Source organism: Pollutimonas thiosulfatoxidans (assembly GCF_004022565.1).
Classification (GTDB): Bacteria; Pseudomonadota; Gammaproteobacteria; order Burkholderiales; family Burkholderiaceae_B; genus Pusillimonas_D; species Pusillimonas_D thiosulfatoxidans.
The window spans coordinates 3,017,079-3,036,955 of the sequence record NZ_CP022987.1 but is presented as its reverse complement, the minus strand read 5'-3'; the positions used below and the strand labels follow the sequence as shown (position 1 = coordinate 3,036,955).

Sequence of the window (19,877 nt, the reverse complement as noted above, 5' to 3'; positions counted from 1 at the left end):
CGGAGTCCCCATCATGCCAGCGACCGTGTTAGTTGATGCCCTGCGCCGTGCACGCCGCTATGCCGGGGCGGTGGTGGTGCTGTCTACACTGGCAGCCTGTGGGTATAAGGGGCCGCTGTACATGCCTCCGCCCCCGGACCCCGATGAGTCGCTGACCACGCCCCCGCAATCCATACCCGCCCCTTCCCCAGCCACGCCGACATCTAGCCCTCAATGACTGTTGCACCACACTTTCAATTTCAAGACGGCGTTCTCCATGCCGAAGATGTAGCCCTGGAGCAGCTTGCTCAGGAACACGGCACGCCCCTGTACGTCTATTCCCGGCAGGCCCTGCGCGACGCCTGGGAGGCCTACCGCATCGCTTCCGAAGGGCGCGATGTGCTGATCTGCTATGGCATGAAAGCCAATTCCAATCTGGCAGTCCTCGACGAATTCAGAAAGCTGGGCTCGGGCTTCGATATCGTCTCAGGCGGTGAGCTGGCGCGGGTGCTCGCCATAGGCGGCGATCCCTCCCGCATCGTCTTCTCCGGCGTGGGCAAGCAAGTGTGGGAAATGCAGGCCGCCCTTAACGCGGGCGTCAAGTGCTTTAACGTCGAGTCCGAGGCCGAGCTGCTGCGCCTGGCCGAAGTGGCCGACCAGTGCGGCAAGGTCGCACCGGTGTCGCTACGCGTCAACCCGGATGTCGATGCCCACACCCATCCTTATATTTCGACGGGGCTGAAAGAAAACAAGTTTGGCATCGCCATAGAGAACGCGCTGACGGTGTACCAGCGGGCCATGTCGTTTCCCAGCCTGCGGGTCGTCGGTGTAGATTGCCATATCGGCTCGCAAATAACCGAAGTCAGTCCCTACCTGGATGCGCTGGACAAGCTCATCGCGCTGATCAAGCAGTTGGCCGCCCACGGCATTCAACTAAAGCATATGGATCTGGGCGGCGGCATAGGCATACGCTATACCGACGAAACGCCCCTGACGCCCAAACAGCTGCTGGACGAGGTCTTCCTGGCCTTGCAAGCCCACGAACTGACACATCTTCAAATTGTGCTCGAGCCGGGACGCTCGCTGGTGGGCAACGCTGGCGTATTGCTTACACGGGTGGAATATCTGAAACACACCGAGGCACGCAACTTTGCCATTGTGGACGCGGCCATGAATGACCTGATCCGTCCCACTCTGTACGACGCCTGGCACAGCGTCGAGCCTGTGACGCCTCGCTCCGGCGGGCAACCGGCCCCTTCCTACGATATTGTCGGCCCCATATGCGAAAGCGGCGATTGGCTGGCCAAGGATCGGCAGCTTGACCTTCAACACGGCGATCTGCTGGCGATTATGTCGGCAGGAGCTTATGCTTTCACCATGTCAAGCCAGTACAACAGCCGCCCACGCGCCGCGGAGGTTATGGTGGACGGCGCCAAGGCCACCGTTGTACGCCCCCGCGAAGCCTTGGACAGCCTTTTCGACACTGAGTCCGTGCTGACCGACTAGCCACCGCCTGGCGGGCGTTGAAGCGCCCGCCATAAAGATTCGCTCAAGATGACCGTAAACCCTATAGCGTAACGACCCGCAGCAATGTGCTTATGTAACAGCCTCACGGTGTTTACAGAGTAAAAAGGTTGGCCATAAGTAGACGATGATGTTCCTAAAAAGATACTCCCACAGCACCGGCAAGCGGCTCAACATGTTGGCCGGTCGCGCGATATATTTTTTTTCGCTGTACGGGGTCCCTGCTTGCATCATCATTGCGTCCATACTGGCGCTAGCCACCTTAACTAACCGATACCCCGCCACGGAAGGCGCAGACCTGCCTTACCGCCTGCTTGCCGAAGACGGCACGCCCTACGAGCCCGCGCAGGCGCTGCAAGCACTGCAGGCACAGCAGCCCGTCATCGAATCCCAACCCGGGTCGCCTTCCTGGATACTGGCGACGGTACCTCGCATACCGCAGTTCGATGAATCCAGTGTGGACCTGCCATCGCGCCACACCCAAACGCTAAGTTGCTGGGACGCCGACACCATGCGTACTTTGGGAACGGCCAACCGCAACAACACCACCGGGTCCCTGCGCATGTCCAAGCAGGGTTTTGCCATCATGCTGGGCAACACCACGCTACCGATAACCATTCTGTGCCGGGCGACCTTCGCCGACACAGGCAGTCTGTCGCTGGAACACTGGTCCATACCCGAGCTTCGGCAATCCACCAGCCGCTTTGATCGGGGTGTGGGTTTGCTCGAAGGCGGCCTGCTGACCATTGCGGTCTTCATCCTGGTCATCGCCATTACCAACCGCGAGTGGGTCTACCTGCTGCTGGCAGCCTGGCTGGTGGGCAATCTGCGCTTGGGCGCCTACGCCATGGGCTGGGACACCCAGTGGCTGGGCCACAGCATTCCCCTGGAGTGGATGGAATTTATACGGCAGGTGACCATCGCTGCCTACTATCTCCTGACCTATACCCTGCTGACCCAGCTGTTCGCCAACCGGCGCACTGTAGCAAGCCCCCAGCTATTGCGCCTGGCGCAATGGGGAGGCTTGGCGCTGCTGGCGGGCGCGCTTTTGCTTCCTGAATCGCTTTTCCAGCCCTTGAAATGGACAGTTTGCGGATATGGCATCGTCCTGACAGCGTATTTGCTTGGCCGTATGGTGTATCAAACACGATCCCGCTTGTGGATGTGGCATATTGTGTCGCTGAGCATGGCGCTGTGCGTGATGCTCTCGGGCATCCTGATAGTCATCTTCGGGCGCACCGAATTTATCGACACGTTCAACGGTGTCGTTGCCCTGTTGCTCTCGAGCGTCATGATCGCCTTGGCTGTCGCGGAACGCATGCGCGAAGACCGGCATGAACGTACCCGGGCGCAGACCGAACTGGTCAGCAACTACGCCGTGACACCCATCGGTATGTTCACCCTGGACTCGGATGAGGTCTTCCAACGCGCCAATCCCGTGCTTGAGCAAATGCTCAATTTTTCGCTGACCGACAAAGCAGTGGTTCGATGGAGTGACTTCTTCGAAACCCAGGATTGGCAGAAGCTGTCGGAGATGACGCTGGCCGGAAATGAAGTCGAAATCAAGCGCCTGGATGCCGCCAGTCATCCGGATATGCCGCAGCACTTCGTGGTCCGCGCTGCCATGACCATGGGACGCATCGAGGGCTCGCTTCAAGACATCACAGCGCGTACCAAAACCATCAATCGTCTGCGCTTCCTGGCCGATAACGACCCGCTTACCGACGTGCTGAACCGTCGTGGTATCGAGAAAGCACTGGCAAGCTCGCTGGAAGCGCTGGAAGGCGGCAAGCCCTGCGCACTGGCTTACCTGGACCTGGACCACTTCAAGCGCATCAATGGCTTGTTCGGCCATACAGCCGGCGACGAAGTGCTGGTTCAGGTGTGCCAGCGCATCAAGGCCTCCCTGACCGGCAAGGAGCAGGTGGGCCGCATTGGCGGCGACGAATTCATCGTCTTGTTTCCTGATTGCAAGGCTGCCGAGGCACGCACCATCGCGCAAAAGATCATCGATGACCTGAACACGGCGGATTTCCTCATCAGTTCACGGTCTTTCAGGGTCAAAGGCGCGATAGGCGTAGTGGAAGTGAGCCAGGACATGGATGCCCAGGAAGCCATCTCGGCCGCCAGTCATGCCTGTCGTGAAGCCCGAAAGCAACAGCGCGACGTCGTCGTTTATGAGCAGGACTCTCAAGAACTGCTGGACCATACGGAAGAACTACGGCTGTTCAATCAGTTGGAAGGTGGCGATTCGCCACGCGGCCTGTATCTCGAGCTTCAGCCCATCATGTCGATGGCCGCGCCGCTTGCCTCGCTTAATTTCGAGGTGCTGTTACGCGTCAAGGACTCGGCCGGCATGCTGATTCCAGCCGGCAAGATCGTTTCGGCTGCGGAAGAGAGTGGCACCATCACCATCATCGACAAGTGGGTGTTTTCGGCCACGCTGGAATGGCTGGAGAAGCACGAGAAGCGACTGAGCAAAACGCAATTTGTCAGCATCAACCTCAGCGGAGTCTCGCTCAACGACAATAAGTTTGTTGAAGCGTTTTTCGCCAATCTGGGTCGTTATAAGCACCTTACCAAGCGTCTGTGTGTCGAAATCACTGAAGGCGTGGCCCTGCAGAATCTGGACAGAACCCGCCAGTTCATGGGGCGTTTGCAAGCCATGGGCGTACGCATTGCCCTCGATGATTTCGGCGCGGGTTATACCTCTTTCTCATACTTGAAAGAACTGCGCGCCGACGTGATCAAAATAGACGGCACCCTGATCCGTGATATGCTGGCAAACAAGAGCAGCATTGCCATTGTCCGCACCATTATCGAACTGGCGCGTAATTTGGGCATGGAAAGCATCGCCGAATGGGTGGAAGACGCTCCGACTCTGGAAGCACTCAGACGCATGGGCGTCGATCACGTTCAAGGCTATGTGATTTCCAAGGCGCGTCCGCCCGTGGATATTCTGAACGCCAGGTCATTGGCCGACCTTGTGGTATCGGACAAAGTAAGGGAATTCATCCTCGACACCCATCCGGATCAGGACTAAGCCTCAGAAGGCTAGCCATGGGCCCGCCACCGCGCTGCCCTGGTCAATTGAAGGTGTTCTTCGTGTTGGCGAGCGTACGATCAATGTCGATGCGGTTGCGGGCCGGCGTGGGCTTGCGTCGCTTTTCCTGGTACATGCGCTCGTCGGCCAGATGCACGGTCTTTTTAAGCGAGCCGGCTTCCGACATCAGCGCCATGCCGATTGATATTTTGATGTCGACCTGGGCCAGGGCTTGCTTGAGTCGGCCCAGCAAGGCCGCAGCCATGTCAGGCGTGGCATGCTGCACGACCACGCCGAACTCGTCGCCGCCCAGGCGGCCTACGGCGTCGGTGGCGCGCAACACCGAGGATATGGTCTGGGCAGTACGGCGCAACAGGTCGTCGCCAGCCGCGTGGCCGCGAGTGTCATTGACCACCTTCAGGAAATCGAGATCGAGCACCACAATAGCGGCGTCATCGTCGGTGCGTTGGGATTGGGTTGCGATTTGGGACAAGCGGTCCACCCATCCCGCCCGGTTAAGCACACCAGTAAGCGGATCGATGAAGGCGTCGCGCTGCATGGCAACCACCATTTTTTCAGCGGCACGCAGCTCTTTGCGCAAAGCTACTGTAAAAGCCATTGCCGTCAGGCAAAGGAACAGTTTGGGTGCACCCAGAAGCAGCACGGCACCTGGTTCGTCGTGACTGAAACCCAATACGCGGCCCACATGGATGCCGTCGGGGTCCTTGAGGTTGGCCATGATGAGATAGCACGGCGAACCTGCGCGAGGCTTTTCGCCGAACATCGGCATCTCGTCGGGCATAACGCGCCGATAATAGAAGCGGTCTATACACGAGGCATCGCCCCAGCCGTTATCCAGCAGGTCAAAGGTGTGGTCGGCGGGCACTTCGGTGAAGACCCCTTGTGCCACGACGATGTTCCAGTTTGCTTGCTCTTGCCAGCTTATGAGCCAGCCGGAAGTCGGCAAGAACAACTGTAGTACCTTGAGCTGTGCGCCAAGGGCTTCGCTGGCCAAGATGTTCGCGCGGGCCTCGAAGCCCGGGCTTTCGTTGTTTACCGACATGTCTATAGGGTGGGCCGAGGGGGTACCTTGGTGACGCACTATTCAACGCATGACGGCCGCCGCAGTGCTTGACATTAAATTTACCGTTACCCTAACAGCAGTCTTCTTTTACATTTAGACCCAAGTAAGCACGCCATTGTATCAACCTCTGTCAACAAAGGGTATGGCTGAAACAATTATGGGCGCTCTCGCGCCCATGCTACTGCCCCGCCGGTTCCGGGATTTACAGCTCTCCGTACGAGTGCAGCCCCGACAAGAACATGTTCACGCCCAGGAAAGCGAAGCTGGTAACCAGCAAGCCGGCCAGCGCCCAGTAGGCTGCCATGGTGCCACGCAGGCCTTTCATCAAACGCATGTGCAGCCAGGCAGCGTAGTTCAGCCAGACGATCAGTGCCCAGGTCTCTTTGGGGTCCCACTGCCAATAGGTGCCCCAGGCATCCGCCGCCCATAGCGCACCAAGAATGGTCGCGACCGTAAAGAAGGCAAAGCCCACGGCTATCGCCCTATACATGATGTCGTCGAGGATCTCGAGCGAAGGCAAGGCTTGGGCGATGCGACCACGCAGCGCAAGTATGGAGCCCACAATCAGCGCACCGACGCCAAAATAAATCATCCATGTGGGAGAGAGTTCGCGCGAGCCGAACATCATGGGCTCGGCGCAAAGCACTGCACCCAGCAGGAAGAGTGGTATCAGTTTGGCGATAGAGCGGGTTTCGCCGTTTTCCTTGATGAGATAGGCAAACCCCACCATCGCCGCCAGAGAGAACGTACCGTAGCCTATGAAATTGGCCGGCACGTGCAGCTTCATCCACCAGCTTTTAAGTGCGGGTACCAGCGGCTGGATTTGAAAGGCATCCCGTGTAAACGTGTACCACAGCAAGAAGACAACGGCCGAGCTGATAACCAGCAGCACAAAACCGCCCAAGGCCCGGGTTGCGTAGCGCCGCTCGTAATACAGGTAGAACATAGCGGTAATGAGGGCAAACAGCACGAAGACTTCGTATAGATTGCTAACGGGAATATGCCCGATGTCCGGCCCCAGCAGATGGCCCTCGCGCCAACGCACCAGCAAGCCGGTAACACCCGCATAAACGGCGCTCCAGGTCAGTACCGTGCCCATCCATGCCGCCGTCTTGCTGAAGATGCCTATCCAGTAGCAGACCATGGCAAGCACAAACAAGGAGCACATCCACAGGATGGCGGACTGGGACGAAAACAAGTACTTCAGGAAGAAGACCGTTTCGGCCCGAGCCAGGTCACCCTGTGCGAGACCACCCCCGTCGCTATACAACCAAATGGCGAAGATGGCGGTGGCGCCGCTGGCGATCATCAGGGTGCGCAAGGGCCGCCACAGCCAGGCCAACCAGCTTAGGCCTACTACCGTGCCGCCCAGTATCATCTTCTCGTAGTAGTCCATGCTGTCGGCGTAGGCGGTCAGCACATAGGCAGCGCCTGCGGCGAGCAGCAAGAAAAAGACGAGGTCCGTCCAGTCGGGCTTGCCGCGTTGACCGCGCGCGTCGCCACTGGCCGTCATGGACTCCTGCCACATCGGCGTTGTGGACTGAATGATGGACTCGGACATAGCAAACCTCGTTACGTGGTAAGGCGGGTAAACGCCTCTTTGAAGCGATCGAACTCGTGGTTGAAGTCGAGCGTACGCCGCTGTGATGTCATGGCCGCCAGTAGCTCGCTTCCGCCATCGCGTGACTTGATCCAGATCCATACCCGCCGGTCGCGAATATAGAACATGGAAAATACGCCGATGACCAGGAACAGACAGCCCAGGTAAACCGTATTCTTTCCAGGGCTGCGCGCCACCTGAAAGACACTGGCCTGCACATGATCGAAACCCTTGATCGTCATGAACACCGGCGAAGGGTAGTCGGGCAGGTTGGCCAGCGCCAGCAAGGACAGCTGTATCCACTGGTCGGCCTGTTGCCCCGCCAAGCCAGTGTGTTCGACCGGCGCAAGCCCGGAACGTTCCCGCACGATATCGCGCAGCTCGGTTAACGTCAGTTGGATCATGGGAACCGCAAAGCCCAGTACTTTTTCACGATCTTGCTCGGGTACTTTTCCGATAATGCCGTCAAAGCCCGCCTTGTAGAAAGTGAGAAGCGCGCCCTCAGCCGCTTTCTCCAACAAAGGAGTCTGGAGCTCGCCACTGGCATTCTTCTGGGCGAACCGCGCGGCAGCCTGGCTGACCAGTACCGGATCTTCCAGTGCCGCGCGCAATGTCATGAACTCTACTACGGAATGATTGGCGTCGGCCGGAATCCTGATATAGCGGTAAGGTTGTGCCGCCGATTCGCGCACACCTGCCAGGAACACCGGACTGCCATCCAGAACGATAGGCAGCATGTAGTTGGTGTACTCGTGCGCCTGTCCGTCGCTGCCGACGATCCGATACTGCACACTGGGCCCTACGTTGACCAGGTTCTCGTTTTTGGCGCCCGTGGCGCTTCCGGTGACGGCCGCGACATGCTCTATCATGGCTTTGGGTTGGGGTTCGGTCCCGTCGGCCATGTTCTCTACGTTGATGACACGCAACTCGGTGAACTCGACCTGCACGGCCTCATGCTGACCGTTAAGCGGTTCGATGCGGGCATCCTTGCCCACACCGGTATTGATCTCGAAAGGCGTCGTGTTGGGCCCGGCCAAAGGATAGCCAACGACTTCCAGGGTACTGCCGCCATCGTCGAAGCTCGACTGATAAACCGTCACGCCCTTATAGCGCAGCGGCTCGTTCACTTCGATGGTCTGCGTGAACGACTCGCCCGTCTGGGGATCGGTGATCTCGACATCGCTCTTGAAGCTGCTGGGCATGCCCGTGGAGTAATAATCGATCAGGAAGCGATCAAGCTTGAGCGTGAACGGCAAGGGCTGCACGAGCACCCCTTCGCCCACGCTGATGATGCCGCTGCTGCTGCTCGCGCCTTCCGGCACCAGCATATTGGCGCGAAAACTGGGGTTGCGGGCCGATAACAGGCCCGACTCGGGCACTTCGGAGATCAGCATGTTTTCGGTAATGGGCTGCTTGTCGGCCAGCCACACTTGCAGGCGTACCGGCAGTTCGCTGTCCAGCAATCCGCCTATGCAAATAATGACGATGGCTGCATGGGCAAATATATAGCCCAGCCGATTGGCGCTGCCCTTCTTGGCCGCCAGCATCATGCCGTCGCCTTCGTGGCGCACCTTGTATTTATAGCCCTGCGAGCCCAGCCATTGCTGCATGCGCGCCAGGCTTTGTTCCGGGGTGGCATCGACAGTGGCTTCGACACGGTGATGAAATGACCGCAGGCTGCTGGCACGCACATATTCGCGAAACGACCGCGCATCGCGCATCATCTTGGGGGCGTTGCGTATCAGGCAAATACTGGTCGAAACCACCAGGAAAGCCATGATGATCAGGAACCACCAGCTATTGTAGATATGCCAGATGGAAAATTTGTCGAAGAGCTCGAACCAGAATGGCCCGAACTGATCGACGTAGTTCGAGGCAGGCTGATTTTGCTGCAGTACCGTTCCGATCAGGCTGGCCACGCAAATGAACATCAGCAAACTGACCGCGAACCGCATGGAGCCCAGTAGTTCGAAGATGTCCGCGCCGATACGGCGGGTGGTGGTAGAGTGATTCACGGAAGTAGACTTCACAAAAAAGGGGATGCCCAAGAGCGTCCCCTGCATTTTAGACCGGTTGCCGCCCGGGTGCCGTCCAGCCGTGCCTTAATTAGCGCAAGCCGGCAGCGTAATCAGCAACGGCGGCGATATCGGAGTCGGACATGCGATCGGCAATGTCGTGCATGATGGGACCGTTGCCGCGATCGCCGCTGCGGAACAATTTGAGCTGGTCGGCAATATAGCTGGGATGCTGACCTGCCAGACGAGGGAAGGTACTGGGCACGCCCGCACCGTTGGGTGCATGGCAACCTGCACAGGCCGGGACATTGCGCTCTGGCAGACCGCCGCGCCAGATGTGCTGGCCGCGGTCCATGGTGGCTTCGTTGGTTGCCGTTGCAGCGGTGTCAAAGTCAAGCTTCTGCAAGGCCAGGTAATACGCGATGTTTTGCTTGTCTTCCAGCGTAAGCGCTGTGGCAAACGGCGTCATGATCGAGTTGGCGCCACCTGCGGCACGCCGGGCAGGGGGAGTTTGATCGTCTTTGGCAGTGAAGTCGACCAATTGCTTCACGGTGTACTCGTGGGGCATGCCAGCAAGATTGGGATTCATTGGAATCGTGCTGTTGCCGGCTGCGCCATGACAACTGGCACAGGCCAGGATGCCGCGGGCGGCGTCGCCATTGGCGTATAGCTGCTCGCCTTTGGCGGCATCAGGCTTGGCGACGGCTACGTCGGCAGCGTACGCCATTGAAACTGCGGAAGACGCCAGCAGTACGCTGCTGACAACTGCGATTCTGGAAAGCATACGCTTCATGAAGACCTCGACGATCGGAACGCGATCAGGTGCCTTAAACACCACGATAATAAACGCCACTTTCGCCTAAAACCGGGCTCAAGGAAAATGACGCAACTGTTTCAAACCTGCGATTATACAATAGCGGTTGAATTAAACCTCTAGGTAACCCTGTGTCCATCCTGCATCGCGCCTCCTTTACCGTTTCCGCGGCCCGCCTCGATCAACTGCCGGAGCCCACAACGGCCGAGGTCTGCTTCGTCGGGCGCTCGAACTCTGGCAAGTCATCCGCCATCAATGTGCTCACCAATCAGCGTCGGCTGGCCTTTTCCAGCAAGACGCCCGGGCGCACACGGCTGATCAACCTGTTCGGCATCCCCGACCCCTTGAAGCCCGGTGCCCATCTGGGCTTTCTGGTCGATTTGCCCGGCTACGGCTACGCTTCGGTCGCCCGCGAATCGCGCGAAGAATGGGCCGATGTGCTGGGCGGCTACCTGCGCGACCGGGCCTCGCTGGCCGGCATCGTCTTGCTGATCGATATCCGGCGCGGCGTGACCGATCTGGACCGCCGCCTGGCCGACTGGATTGCGCCTACGGGCCGGCCCGTGCTGGCCCTGTTGACCAAAGCCGATAAGTTTCCTTATGGCCAACGCATACGTGCGGTGGCTGACGTCAGGAAGCAACTGGCGGACATCGGCGCCTTGAACGCCCTGCCTTTCTCGGCCACCCACCGCCTGGGCCTGGATGACGCCGCTGCCCAAATTGAAAACTGGATTTCTCCAAAGGTTGTTCCATGACTACGCATATTGTTTCCGCCGACTTTCCCGCCGCCCGACCCCGACGCAATCGCCGCGACGAGTTCTCGCGGCGCCTGGTGCGCGAAAACGTTCTGACCACCCAAGACTTGATCTATCCGGTCTTCGTACGCGACGGCCAAGGCGTACGCGAGCCCGTCCCTTCCATGCCCGGTGTCGTGCGCTACTCGCCCGACACCCTGCTGGCGGCTGCGGAAGAATGCGTGTCGCTGGGCATTCCCGTCATGGCGCTGTTCCCGGTGATCGAGCCATCGCTCAAGACCCCCGACGGCATCGAAGCCGCCAACCCCGACGGCCTGGTGCCACAAGTCGTCGCCTCTTTGAAACAGCGCTTTCCCGAGCTGGGCATATTGACTGATGTCGCACTGGACCCTTACACCAGCCACGGGCAGGACGGCGTCATCGACGAGAACGGCTATGTATTGAACGAGCCCACGGTCGACATCCTCACCCGCCAGGCACTGGTGCAGGCCCAGGCCGGCGTAGACATCGTCGCGCCCAGCGACATGATGGACGGCCGCATAGGCACCATCCGGCAAGCATTGGAAGCCCAGCAACACATCTATACGCGCATCATGGCCTATTCCGCCAAGTACGCCAGCGCCTTCTATGGCCCCTTCCGCGACGCCGTGGGCTCTGCCGCCAACCTGGGCAAGTCCGATAAATTCACCTATCAGATGGACCCGGCCAACCGCAACGAAGCCCTGCGCGAAGTAGCCGCCGACATCCGGGAGGGCGCCGACATGGTGATGGTAAAACCCGGCATGCCCTATCTGGACATCCTGCGCGACGTCAAGAACGCCTTCGGGATGCCGACATACGCTTATCAGGTCAGCGGCGAGTACGCGATGATCAAGGCAGCCTCAGCTAACGGATGGCTGGATCACGACAAGGTAATGATGGAGTCGCTGCTGGCCTTCAAACGTGCTGGGGGCGACGGCGTCCTGACCTATTTTGCTGTAGCAGCGGCTAAGTTGCTTAAAGAACGGGCGTAGGTGTTCTTGCGGCGGGCGATGCTTACCTAAGACGCTGCCGGGCTGGTGGGGCAGGGGTGGCTGCCAACGGTGCCGGTTCGGCGCCCTGCGCGCCGAACATCGCATCGCCTTGCTCGTCCGGCCCTGCGGCCTTCCTTCGCCTACGGCTCGCTCGGCCCCAAATGGCATCCACCCCTGCCCCACCAGCCCAACAGCTGCATCCTGTGTAAACGAACGGCCTGGCGCCGGCGGTAGTACGGGGCTTGTTCTTTATGTGGAAGGCGCCGAAGGGAACGTCGTGGCTACGTTTGTAAAGCCAGCGCTGGGCCGGCCGCTACCAGAATTGAGAGAAGGGATCAGCGCGCTCGCCCTCTGCGGCCCGCCTGCCGGGCCACTCCAGGCATCGAAGCTAGTATTGCGTTGCAAACACCCTCATGACAGATCAGCCCAAATGCCAAAATTTCGCCCGCAGGGGGCGAAATTTTGGCGGCGTGTAAGCCTCTTCTCCAACGAACGGTGGCGCTTAAACATGCCAAGCACGCTGACCGACCCAGCGACCGTAGCTTAGCCATTATGCAGTGAGGCAGGCGCTGTGGGCCGGGTTGCGGACTTTGGGGCCGAGCGAGCCGTAGGCGAAGGTAGCCCGAACGGGCGGACGAGCAAGGCGACGCGCTGTTCGGCGCGCAGGGCGCCGAACCGGCACCGTGTCCGGCAACCCGGCCCACAGCGCCTGCCTCACGTGTTTAACGATCAACGCCCGCTTAAAACCGCAGCAAGCACGTCGCTAAAATCGCCAGCATTCTGAAAGCCCACAACACGCGCCCCGTCAATCAGCCGACCTTCTGCATCAAAGAAAACAATCCCCGGCGGCCCAAACAACCTGAAGCGCTTCAGCAATTCCCGATCAGCCTCGGTATTGTTCGTCACGTCCGCCTGCACAAGCAGCATCTGCGACATCTGCCCGGCAACGGTTGGCTCGCTGAAAGTAAAGCGTTCCATCTCGATGCACGACACACACCAGTCAGCGTAGAAATCTAGCATCACGGGACGCGTCGTGCTGGCCAGCAACTGGTCCAGCTCTTGTACCGAACTGACTTGAGTAAAGCGGGCGCGCACTTCGGCTGGATCGCCGGCTATGGCAGCACCCGTGGCGTTCAGCCCCGCATTCGCTCCACTACCTTGTATCGCCGGCATCATCAAAGGCGCCAGGGGCCGCAGCAAGTCGCGGCTACCTGCCGCAACACCAACCACCAGTGCGGTGGCCCACACTGCCAGCAGCACGCCCAAAGCCTTGGCTAGATAACGAGATGTGCCGCCCGAAGCGCCTATGGCTTCGAAGGCACCCAGCATTGCAGCGCTCCATAACGCCAGGACGGCCCAGCCCAGCATGACGATCCATGTCGGCAATATGGAATTGACCATCCACCAGGCCGTGGCCAGCAGCAGGATGCCGAACAGGCGTTTGACGCCTTCCATCCATGGGCCTGCCTTGGGCAGCAGCAAGCCCGATGTAGCGCCCACAACCAGCAGCAGCAGGCCCTCGCCCCAGGCTAGCGCGAACAAGGCAGTACCGCCCAGGACGACGTCGCCGGTTTGGGAAATGAAAAGCAGCACACCGGCCAATGGAGCGGCTATGCATGGCCCAACGATCAAGGCCGAGACCATGCCCATGACAAACACGCCGCCATAGCGGCCGCCGGGTATACGCGCCATCCAGGCGTTCAAGGCAGACTGCATGCCGACTGGAGCCTGCACCGTGAAGACGTCGAACATCGCCAGCGCCAGGAGCGCCAGCAGCACTGCAAACAAGGCCAGCACCCATGGCGTCTGCAGCCAAATCGCCATGCTGGCGCCGATAAGGCCGGCGGCGATACCCAGGGCGGTGTAGACCAGAGACATCCCCAGCACGAAAGTGGCGGCCAAAGTGAACCCGCGCATACGCGAGGGCTTGCCGGCCCCGGCCTTATCGCCGGCGAGGACGGCAAGCAGGATGGGCACCATCGGCAGCACGCAGGGAGTGAACGACAGCAACAGACCCAGCAACAAGCAAAGCAGGATCACCTGCAGCCAGCCTGCGTCGGCCAGGTAATCGGCAAACCCGACATCGCTGAGCTTGAGCGCCTGCCCCAGCCCCGCATCCCCGGACTGGGCCGCAGACGCAGCCACCCTGGCAGCGTCCTGCGAACGTGGTTCCGGCACGCTGGCGACCACACCCTGGCCGGTGGCGGCATAGCCGTCGCCGGTAGGCGTCAACGTAATATGGCGTGTCATGGGCGGATAGCACAGGCCGGCATCCGCACAGCCCTGACCAGTAATGGCCAGGGTCAGGGGTTGGGCGTCGCCCCGTGCCAGACGCAGCCGCATGGTGACCGCGTGGTAATAGACCTCCATCTCTTTGTCGAAGGTCGGATCATAAGTGACAACACCCGCCGGAAAGACCAGCTCGCCCAGCACGGGGCTAGCCGTTTCGGGGGCGGCAGCCACCTCGAAACGCTCGCGGTACATATAGTATTTGGGGGCGATCTTGTAATGAATGCTTAGCTCGTCGGGTGCCGTCATCGCCGCCGACATCACAAATGCCAGGTCCGGGTCCAGGAACTCTTCGTCGGCAAAAGCGGTACCCACTTGTAGCGACAACGCGGCCAGCAATGCGGCGGTCAGAACCATCAAGGATCTAAGCAAGGCGAACACCGCCATGGCACGCGTTCTCTTGCCCGCCGGCCATCCATACTGCATTCAATTCCCTTTAATACGTTCTAGCGGACACCGTAGTGCGCGCCCTAAGCCTCACCAGGCGTCACTTGCATGCGCACCCACTCGATATAGCTTGCTGACCCGCCCACTGCCGGCAACACCAGCATCTCGGGCACCTCGTAGGGATGCAGTTGCGCAAGTTTTTCCATGACCGCTGGTGCCCGTGCGGCCGTCGTCTTGATGGTGATGGGGATTTCGTCGGCACCTTCCAGGCTGCCTTGCCACATATACATGGACAGTCCCGCAGGCCCCAGGTTCACACAAGCCGCGTAATGCTCTTCGACCAGTATATGAGCGATGCGCTTTGCCAGCATGAGATCCGGCGCATTGGATAGAATCAGCACCACATCGCAGGCGTCGGTAATGGGCGCTGCTTGCGATCGGCTGGCGGTGGAGTCGGTATCGGGAGTGGCGTCGCTCATGGGCTTCCATACAATGGCTGGGCGTACCTCATTTTACCGCTATAGAACCTTGCCCAAAAAAAACGGACCCGAAGGTCCGCTTTCAGGCTAAGCCCAGCTTGCTGCTTACTCGGCTTCGGCTTCGACTTCAACTTCAGGACGGTCAACCAGCTCCATGAATGCCATCGGAGCGTTGTCGCCTTGACGGAAACCCATTTTCAATACACGGGTATAACCGCCGTTGCGCTCTTTGTAGCGCGGGCCGATCTCGCCAAACAACTTCACAACCGCATCGCGGTCGCGCAGGCGGGCGAAAGCCAGGCGCTTGTTGGCCAGGGTAGGCTCTTTGCCCAGCGTGATCAGCGGCTCGACGACGCGGCGCAGCTCTTTTGCTTTGGGCAGGGTGGTTTTGATGGCTTCGTGCGTAAGCAACGAAACAGCCATGTTGCGGAACATGGCAAGACGGTGACTGCTGGTGCGATTTAATTTACGCAGGCCACTACGGTGACGCATGATAATTCCTTTGAATCTGATTAAACGGAAGACAATCTTCCGTTGGTTAACCGGCTCTTCTATCAGCTAGGCTGCGGGCCGGGTGGGTGCAACATAAAACAACTTGAATATTACGGACGTTCCAGACCCAGGGGCGGCCAGTTCTCGAGCTTCATGCCCAAGGTCAAACCGCGTGCGGCCAGAACTTCCTTGATTTCGTTGAGCGACTTGCGACCCAGGTTAGGCGTCTTGAGCAACTCGTTCTCGGTGCGCTGGATCAGGTCGCCGATGTAGTAGATGTTCTCGGCCTTCAGGCAGTTGGCCGAACGAACGGTAAGCTCCAGATCGTCCACAGGGCGCAACAGCACCGGGTCGATTTGCGGAGCACCGCGCGTTGGGGCGCTGTCGTATGCGTCGCCTGCGCCTTCAAGGGCGGCAAACACCGAAATCTGGTCCATCAGGATGCGGGCCGATTGGCGCACCGCTTCTTCAGGCGAAATGACACCGTTGGTTTCGATGTCCAGCACCAGCTTGTCCAGGTCGGTACGCTGTTCAACACGAGCGCTTTCTACGGCATAGCTGACACGACGCACGGGGCTGTAGGAGGCGTCCAGCAAAATGCGACCTATGGTATGGGTGCGATCGTCAGACAAGGCGCGCACGTTGCCTGGCACATAGCCGCGGCCTTGCTCTACCTTGATCTGCATTTCCAGCTTGCCCGCTTCAGTCAGCGTAGCAATAAGGTGATCGGGATTGATGATTTCCACGTCGTGCGGCAGTTCGATGTCGCTTGCCAGCACCACACCCTGGCCTTGCTTGCGCAGCACCAGTGTGACTTCTTCGCGATTGTGCAGCTTGAACACCACACCCTTCAGGTTCAGCAGCACGTCGACGACGTCTTCGCGCACGCCGGCTATCGTGGAGTACTCGTGAACGACGCCAGTCATTTGCACTTCAGTGGGCGCATAGCCGTTCATGGACGACAGCAGGATGCGACGCAGTGCGTTACCCAGCGTGTGACCATAGCCGCGCTCGAAAGGCTCCATCACGACTTTGGCGTGATTCTTGCCTACGGGTTCGACTTCGATAGAACGGGGCTTCAAAAAACCTTGTGACGACATGATTGTTCCTTTTCAATACCCTCGGCTCGTTACACCGATAAGGCTGACGAACTAGCCGGCGATCGGCCGGCGGATTTCATCGCAAAGCCCACTTTCCGGCCTGGACCGGACAGTGGGCTGTTGCGACCTAACGCAATACTGCAAACAGCATTAGCGCGAATACAATTCCACAACCATGGACTCGTTGACATCGCGAGCGACATCAGCGCGGTCAGGAACCTGCTTGAACGTGCCGGTAAGCTTGTTGGTGTCGACTTCGACCCACTGTGGCAAGCCCTGGCCGGTAGCCAGGTCAAGCGCTTCACGGATACGCAGTTGCGATTTCGCCTTTTCACGAATCGAAACGACGTCGCCAGCCTTGACCAGCATGGAAGCGATATCGGCCGTGTGGCCGTTCAGTTCGATCGAGCGGTGGTTGACCAACTGGCGTGCCTCGGCGCGCGTCGAGCCAAAGCCCATGCGATACACGACGTTGTCCAGACGCGATTCCAACAGTTGAATCAGGGTCTCGCCTGTGTTGCCACGGCGACGCTCGGCTTCAACAAAGTACTTGTGGAATTGCTTTTCCAATACGCCGTACATGCGCTTGAGCTTTTGCTTCTCGCGCAGCTGCAGGCCAAAGTCGGAGGTGCGTGCACCCGAGGTGCGACCGTGCTGACCAGGCTTGGACTCGAGTTTGCACTTCGAGTCGAGCGAGCGGCGTGCGCTCTTTAAAAACAAATCCGTACCCTCGCGACGCGAGAGCTTGCATTTAGGTCCAATATAACGTGCCAAGATGCTTCCCCTTAGATGCGACGACGCTTGGGCGGACGGCAGCCATTATGCGGCACCGGCGTGATGTCTGAAATGCTGGAAATTTTGATACCCAGTGCATTCAGTGCACGCACGGACGACTCGCGGCCAGGACCGGGGCCCTTGATGCGAACTTCCAATGTCTTGATACCGTATTCCAGCGCGATGCGCCCGGCCGACTCGGCTGCAACCTGAGCAGCGAACGGCGTCGACTTGCGCGAGCCCTTGAAACCCGCACCACCCGATGTCGCCCACGACAAGGCATTGCCCTGGCGATCGGTGATGGTGATGATGGTGTTATTGAAGGACGCATGAACGTGCGCAATGCCGTCCGATACGCTCTTCTTGACTTTTTTGCGTACGCGCGATGCGCCGCTGGTGGATGCTTTCGCCATCTTCTATCCTCGATTATTTCTTCAGAGAAGCAGCAGCGCGACGCGGCCCTTTACGGGTGCGGGCGTTGGTACGGGTGCGTTGACCACGTACAGGCAGGCCACGCTTGTGGCGCATGCCCCGGTAAGTTCCCAGATCGATCAGACGCTTGATCGACAGTTGTACTTCGCGACGCAAATCACCTTCTACCGTGAACACGCCAACGTGTTCGCGGATACGCTCGAGTTCGGCGTCAGTCAGATCTTTCACTTTCTTGGAAAGCTCGATACCGGATGCTTCGCAAATCTTGCGAGCCCGGGTACGACCAATACCAAAAATCGCGGTAAGTCCGATTTCGGCGTGTTGATGCGGCGGAATGTTGATGCCAGCAATACGGGCCATGACTGTTCCTTGTTAATTCCGTTACGCCTGGCGTTAGCCCTGGCGTTGCTTATGACGTGGGTCGGTGCAAATAACACGCACCACGCCGTGACGTTTAATGATCTTGCAGTGGCGGCAGATCCGCTTTACCGATGCCATTACCTTCATGGTTGACTCCTAGTTTCCTTTAACCGGCCGCTTATTTAGAGCGGAAGACAATTCTGGCCCTGGACAGGTCATAGGGCGTGAGCTCCACTGTGACCTTGTCACCCGGCAGAATCCGGATGTAATGCATACGCATCTTGCCCGAGATGTGGCCTAACACCACGTGGCCATTTTCCAGCTTGACGCGAAAAGTTGCGTTGGGGAGGTTTTCTACGACCTCTCCTTGCATTTGTATGACGTCGTCTTTTGCCATTCTCGTTACCGCATTGGCATTCCCGCACCCTTGAAGTTCGCCTTCTTGAGCAGCGAGTCGTACTGGTGTGACATCAGGTAAGCCTGCGCCTGTGCCATGAAGTCCATGGTCACCACCACGATAATTAACAGAGAAGTGCCACCAAAATAAAACGGTACATTCCAGCGTGCCTGCATCAGCTCGGGCAATAAGCACACCAGCGTGATGTAGATGGCGCCTGCCAGGGTAAGCCGCATCAGGATCTTGTCGACGTAACGCGACGTTTGCTCACCTGGCCGGATACCCGGAACGAACGCACCGCTCTTTTTCAGGTTATCTGCTGTTTCTCGACTGTTGAACACCAATGCCGTATAGAAAAAGCAAAAGAAGATGATAAGAGCCGCGTACAACGTAATGTACAGGGGCTGGCCCGGCGACAGCGCTGCCGCAAGATCACCCAACCAACGCATGTCGGGATTGCTGGAGAACCAGCTGGTAACCGTTGCGGGCAGCAAGATGATCGACGAAGCGAAAATGGGCGGAATCACACCGGACATGTTCAGCTTCAGCGGCAAATGCGAGCTTTGACCGCCATAGACCTTGTTGCCAACCTGGCGCTTCGCGTAATTGACGGTAATACGACGCTGTCCGCGTTCAACGAACACGACAAAGTACGTTACCGCAATGACCAGCAGGAAGATGAAGATCGCGGAAAGTATCGACATCGCGTCGGTACGAACCAGATCGAGCATCCCGGCCAGCGCACTGGGCAGACCCGCCACAATGCCTGCGAAAATCAGGATGGATATCCCATTGCCCAGCCCACGTTCGGTAATCTGTTCGCCCAGCCACATAATGAATATGGTGCCGGTAACCAGGGTTACCACTGTCGTGAACCGGAACAACATGCCCGGATCGATGGCCAGGCCTGGCTGCGATTCCAGCGCGACCGAAATGCCTACCGCCTGGATCAACGCAAGGAACACCGTGCCGTAGCGCGTGTACTGCGTGATCTTGCGGCGACCGGACTCGCCTTCTTTCTTGATCGCTTCAAGCGTGGGCACCACCACAGCCATCAACTGCATAATGATGGATGCGGAAATGTAGGGCATGATACCCAGTGCGAACACCGAGAACCGCTCCAGGGCGCCGCCCGAAAACATGTTGAACAGACCCAGGATACCGCTTTGGTTCTGTTGGAACATTTCGGCCAAGGCGTCCGGATTGATGCCGGGCACAGGAATGTGGGTTCCTAACCGATAGACCACCAGGGCGAGAACCAGGAACACAATACGGCGTTTCAAGTCGCCGTACTTGGATCCCGATTTACTCTGTGCCTGCGCTTTAGCCACCGTTGCCCC

At 58.9% G+C, this 19,877-nt stretch carries 19 protein-coding genes; 5 read left to right on the top strand and 14 right to left on the bottom strand.

Annotation, left to right across the window (positions count from 1 at the left end; all coding sequences use genetic code 11):
* Positions 1-13 precede the first annotated feature (13 nt).
* The 3 genes from lptM to CKA81_RS14755 all read left to right on the top strand — a co-directional run bounded on the left by lptM (position 14) and on the right by CKA81_RS14755 (position 4,546).
* Positions 14-217 (top strand): LPS translocon maturation chaperone LptM, encoded by a 204-nt coding sequence (lptM, locus tag CKA81_RS14765; protein ID WP_128355970.1) that lies wholly within the window; start codon positions 14-16, stop codon positions 215-217.
* On the top strand, positions 214-1,485 hold the full coding sequence (gene lysA / locus CKA81_RS14760) for a diaminopimelate decarboxylase (protein WP_128355969.1): 1,272 nt from the start codon (positions 214-216) through the stop codon (positions 1,483-1,485). The genes lptM and lysA overlap by 4 nt, the downstream gene beginning before the upstream one ends.
* 193 nt (positions 1,486-1,678) lie before the next feature.
* Positions 1,679-4,546 (top strand): putative bifunctional diguanylate cyclase/phosphodiesterase, encoded by a 2,868-nt coding sequence (locus CKA81_RS14755; protein ID WP_164878419.1) that lies wholly within the window; start codon positions 1,679-1,681, stop codon positions 4,544-4,546.
* A gap of 43 nt (positions 4,547-4,589) precedes the next feature.
* On the opposite strand, the gene CKA81_RS14750 is transcribed toward CKA81_RS14755, so the two are convergent.
* The 4 genes from CKA81_RS14750 to CKA81_RS14735 form a co-directional block, all read right to left on the bottom strand.
* Positions 4,590-5,609 carry a GGDEF domain-containing protein gene (locus CKA81_RS14750; RefSeq protein WP_128355967.1) on the bottom strand — a complete coding sequence of 340 codons (1,020 nt, stop codon included), beginning with the start codon at positions 5,607-5,609 and terminating at the stop codon, positions 4,590-4,592.
* A 223-nt stretch (positions 5,610-5,832) separates the two neighbouring features.
* Positions 5,833-7,191, bottom strand: a complete 1,359-nt coding sequence (gene ccsB, locus CKA81_RS14745; protein ID WP_164878418.1) for a c-type cytochrome biogenesis protein CcsB — start codon at positions 7,189-7,191, stop codon at positions 5,833-5,835.
* 11 nt (positions 7,192-7,202) lie between these two features.
* Positions 7,203-9,293 (bottom strand): cytochrome c biogenesis protein ResB, encoded by a 2,091-nt coding sequence (locus tag CKA81_RS14740; protein ID WP_394342517.1) that lies wholly within the window; start codon positions 9,291-9,293, stop codon positions 7,203-7,205.
* A 43-nt stretch (positions 9,294-9,336) separates the two neighbouring features.
* Positions 9,337-10,038 (bottom strand): c-type cytochrome, encoded by a 702-nt coding sequence (locus tag CKA81_RS14735; protein ID WP_128355966.1) that lies wholly within the window; start codon positions 10,036-10,038, stop codon positions 9,337-9,339.
* A gap of 152 nt (positions 10,039-10,190) precedes the next feature.
* Between CKA81_RS14735 and yihA the strand changes: the two genes are divergently transcribed.
* Positions 10,191-10,814: a ribosome biogenesis GTP-binding protein YihA/YsxC gene (gene yihA / locus CKA81_RS14730; protein WP_128355965.1), complete on the top strand. Its 624-nt coding sequence runs from the start codon at positions 10,191-10,193 to the stop codon at positions 10,812-10,814.
* Entirely contained in the window at positions 10,811-11,827 is a 1,017-nt protein-coding gene (hemB, locus tag CKA81_RS14725; RefSeq protein ID WP_128355964.1) for a porphobilinogen synthase, read from the top strand. Before yihA ends, hemB begins: the two co-directional genes overlap by 4 nt.
* A gap of 729 nt (positions 11,828-12,556) precedes the next feature.
* On the opposite strand, the gene dsbD is transcribed toward hemB, so the two are convergent.
* The 10 genes from dsbD to secY all read right to left on the bottom strand — a co-directional run bounded on the left by dsbD (position 12,557) and on the right by secY (position 19,868).
* Positions 12,557-14,542: a protein-disulfide reductase DsbD gene (gene dsbD, locus CKA81_RS14720; protein WP_128355963.1), complete on the bottom strand. Its 1,986-nt coding sequence runs from the start codon at positions 14,540-14,542 to the stop codon at positions 12,557-12,559.
* Between the two features lie 44 nt (positions 14,543-14,586).
* Positions 14,587-14,874 (bottom strand): divalent-cation tolerance protein CutA, encoded by a 288-nt coding sequence (gene cutA, locus CKA81_RS14715; protein WP_237183425.1) that lies wholly within the window; start codon positions 14,872-14,874, stop codon positions 14,587-14,589.
* A 213-nt stretch (positions 14,875-15,087) separates the two neighbouring features.
* Positions 15,088-15,474: a 50S ribosomal protein L17 gene (rplQ, locus tag CKA81_RS14710; RefSeq protein WP_128355961.1), complete on the bottom strand. Its 387-nt coding sequence runs from the start codon at positions 15,472-15,474 to the stop codon at positions 15,088-15,090.
* 110 nt (positions 15,475-15,584) lie between these two features.
* Positions 15,585-16,574 carry a DNA-directed RNA polymerase subunit alpha gene (locus CKA81_RS14705; protein WP_128355960.1) on the bottom strand — a complete coding sequence of 330 codons (990 nt, stop codon included), beginning with the start codon at positions 16,572-16,574 and terminating at the stop codon, positions 15,585-15,587.
* Between the two features lie 150 nt (positions 16,575-16,724).
* Positions 16,725-17,348, bottom strand: a complete 624-nt coding sequence (gene rpsD, locus CKA81_RS14700; protein ID WP_128355959.1) for a 30S ribosomal protein S4 — start codon at positions 17,346-17,348, stop codon at positions 16,725-16,727.
* Positions 17,349-17,359: 11 nt separating this feature from the next.
* Positions 17,360-17,761 (bottom strand): 30S ribosomal protein S11, encoded by a 402-nt coding sequence (rpsK, locus tag CKA81_RS14695; RefSeq protein ID WP_128355958.1) that lies wholly within the window; start codon positions 17,759-17,761, stop codon positions 17,360-17,362.
* 13 nt (positions 17,762-17,774) lie between these two features.
* Complete coding sequence (gene rpsM / locus CKA81_RS14690) at positions 17,775-18,140, bottom strand: 30S ribosomal protein S13 (protein WP_073104496.1); 366 nt, start codon at positions 18,138-18,140, stop codon at positions 17,775-17,777.
* 33 nt (positions 18,141-18,173) lie between these two features.
* Positions 18,174-18,287 carry a 50S ribosomal protein L36 gene (gene rpmJ, locus CKA81_RS14685; RefSeq protein WP_026349781.1) on the bottom strand — a complete coding sequence of 38 codons (114 nt, stop codon included), beginning with the start codon at positions 18,285-18,287 and terminating at the stop codon, positions 18,174-18,176.
* Between the two features lie 31 nt (positions 18,288-18,318).
* Positions 18,319-18,537, bottom strand: a complete 219-nt coding sequence (gene infA, locus CKA81_RS14680; RefSeq protein WP_014752489.1) for a translation initiation factor IF-1 — start codon at positions 18,535-18,537, stop codon at positions 18,319-18,321.
* Between the two features lie 5 nt (positions 18,538-18,542).
* Complete coding sequence (gene secY, locus CKA81_RS14675) at positions 18,543-19,868, bottom strand: preprotein translocase subunit SecY (RefSeq protein WP_128355957.1); 1,326 nt, start codon at positions 19,866-19,868, stop codon at positions 18,543-18,545.
* Positions 19,869-19,877: the final 9 nt, after the last annotated feature.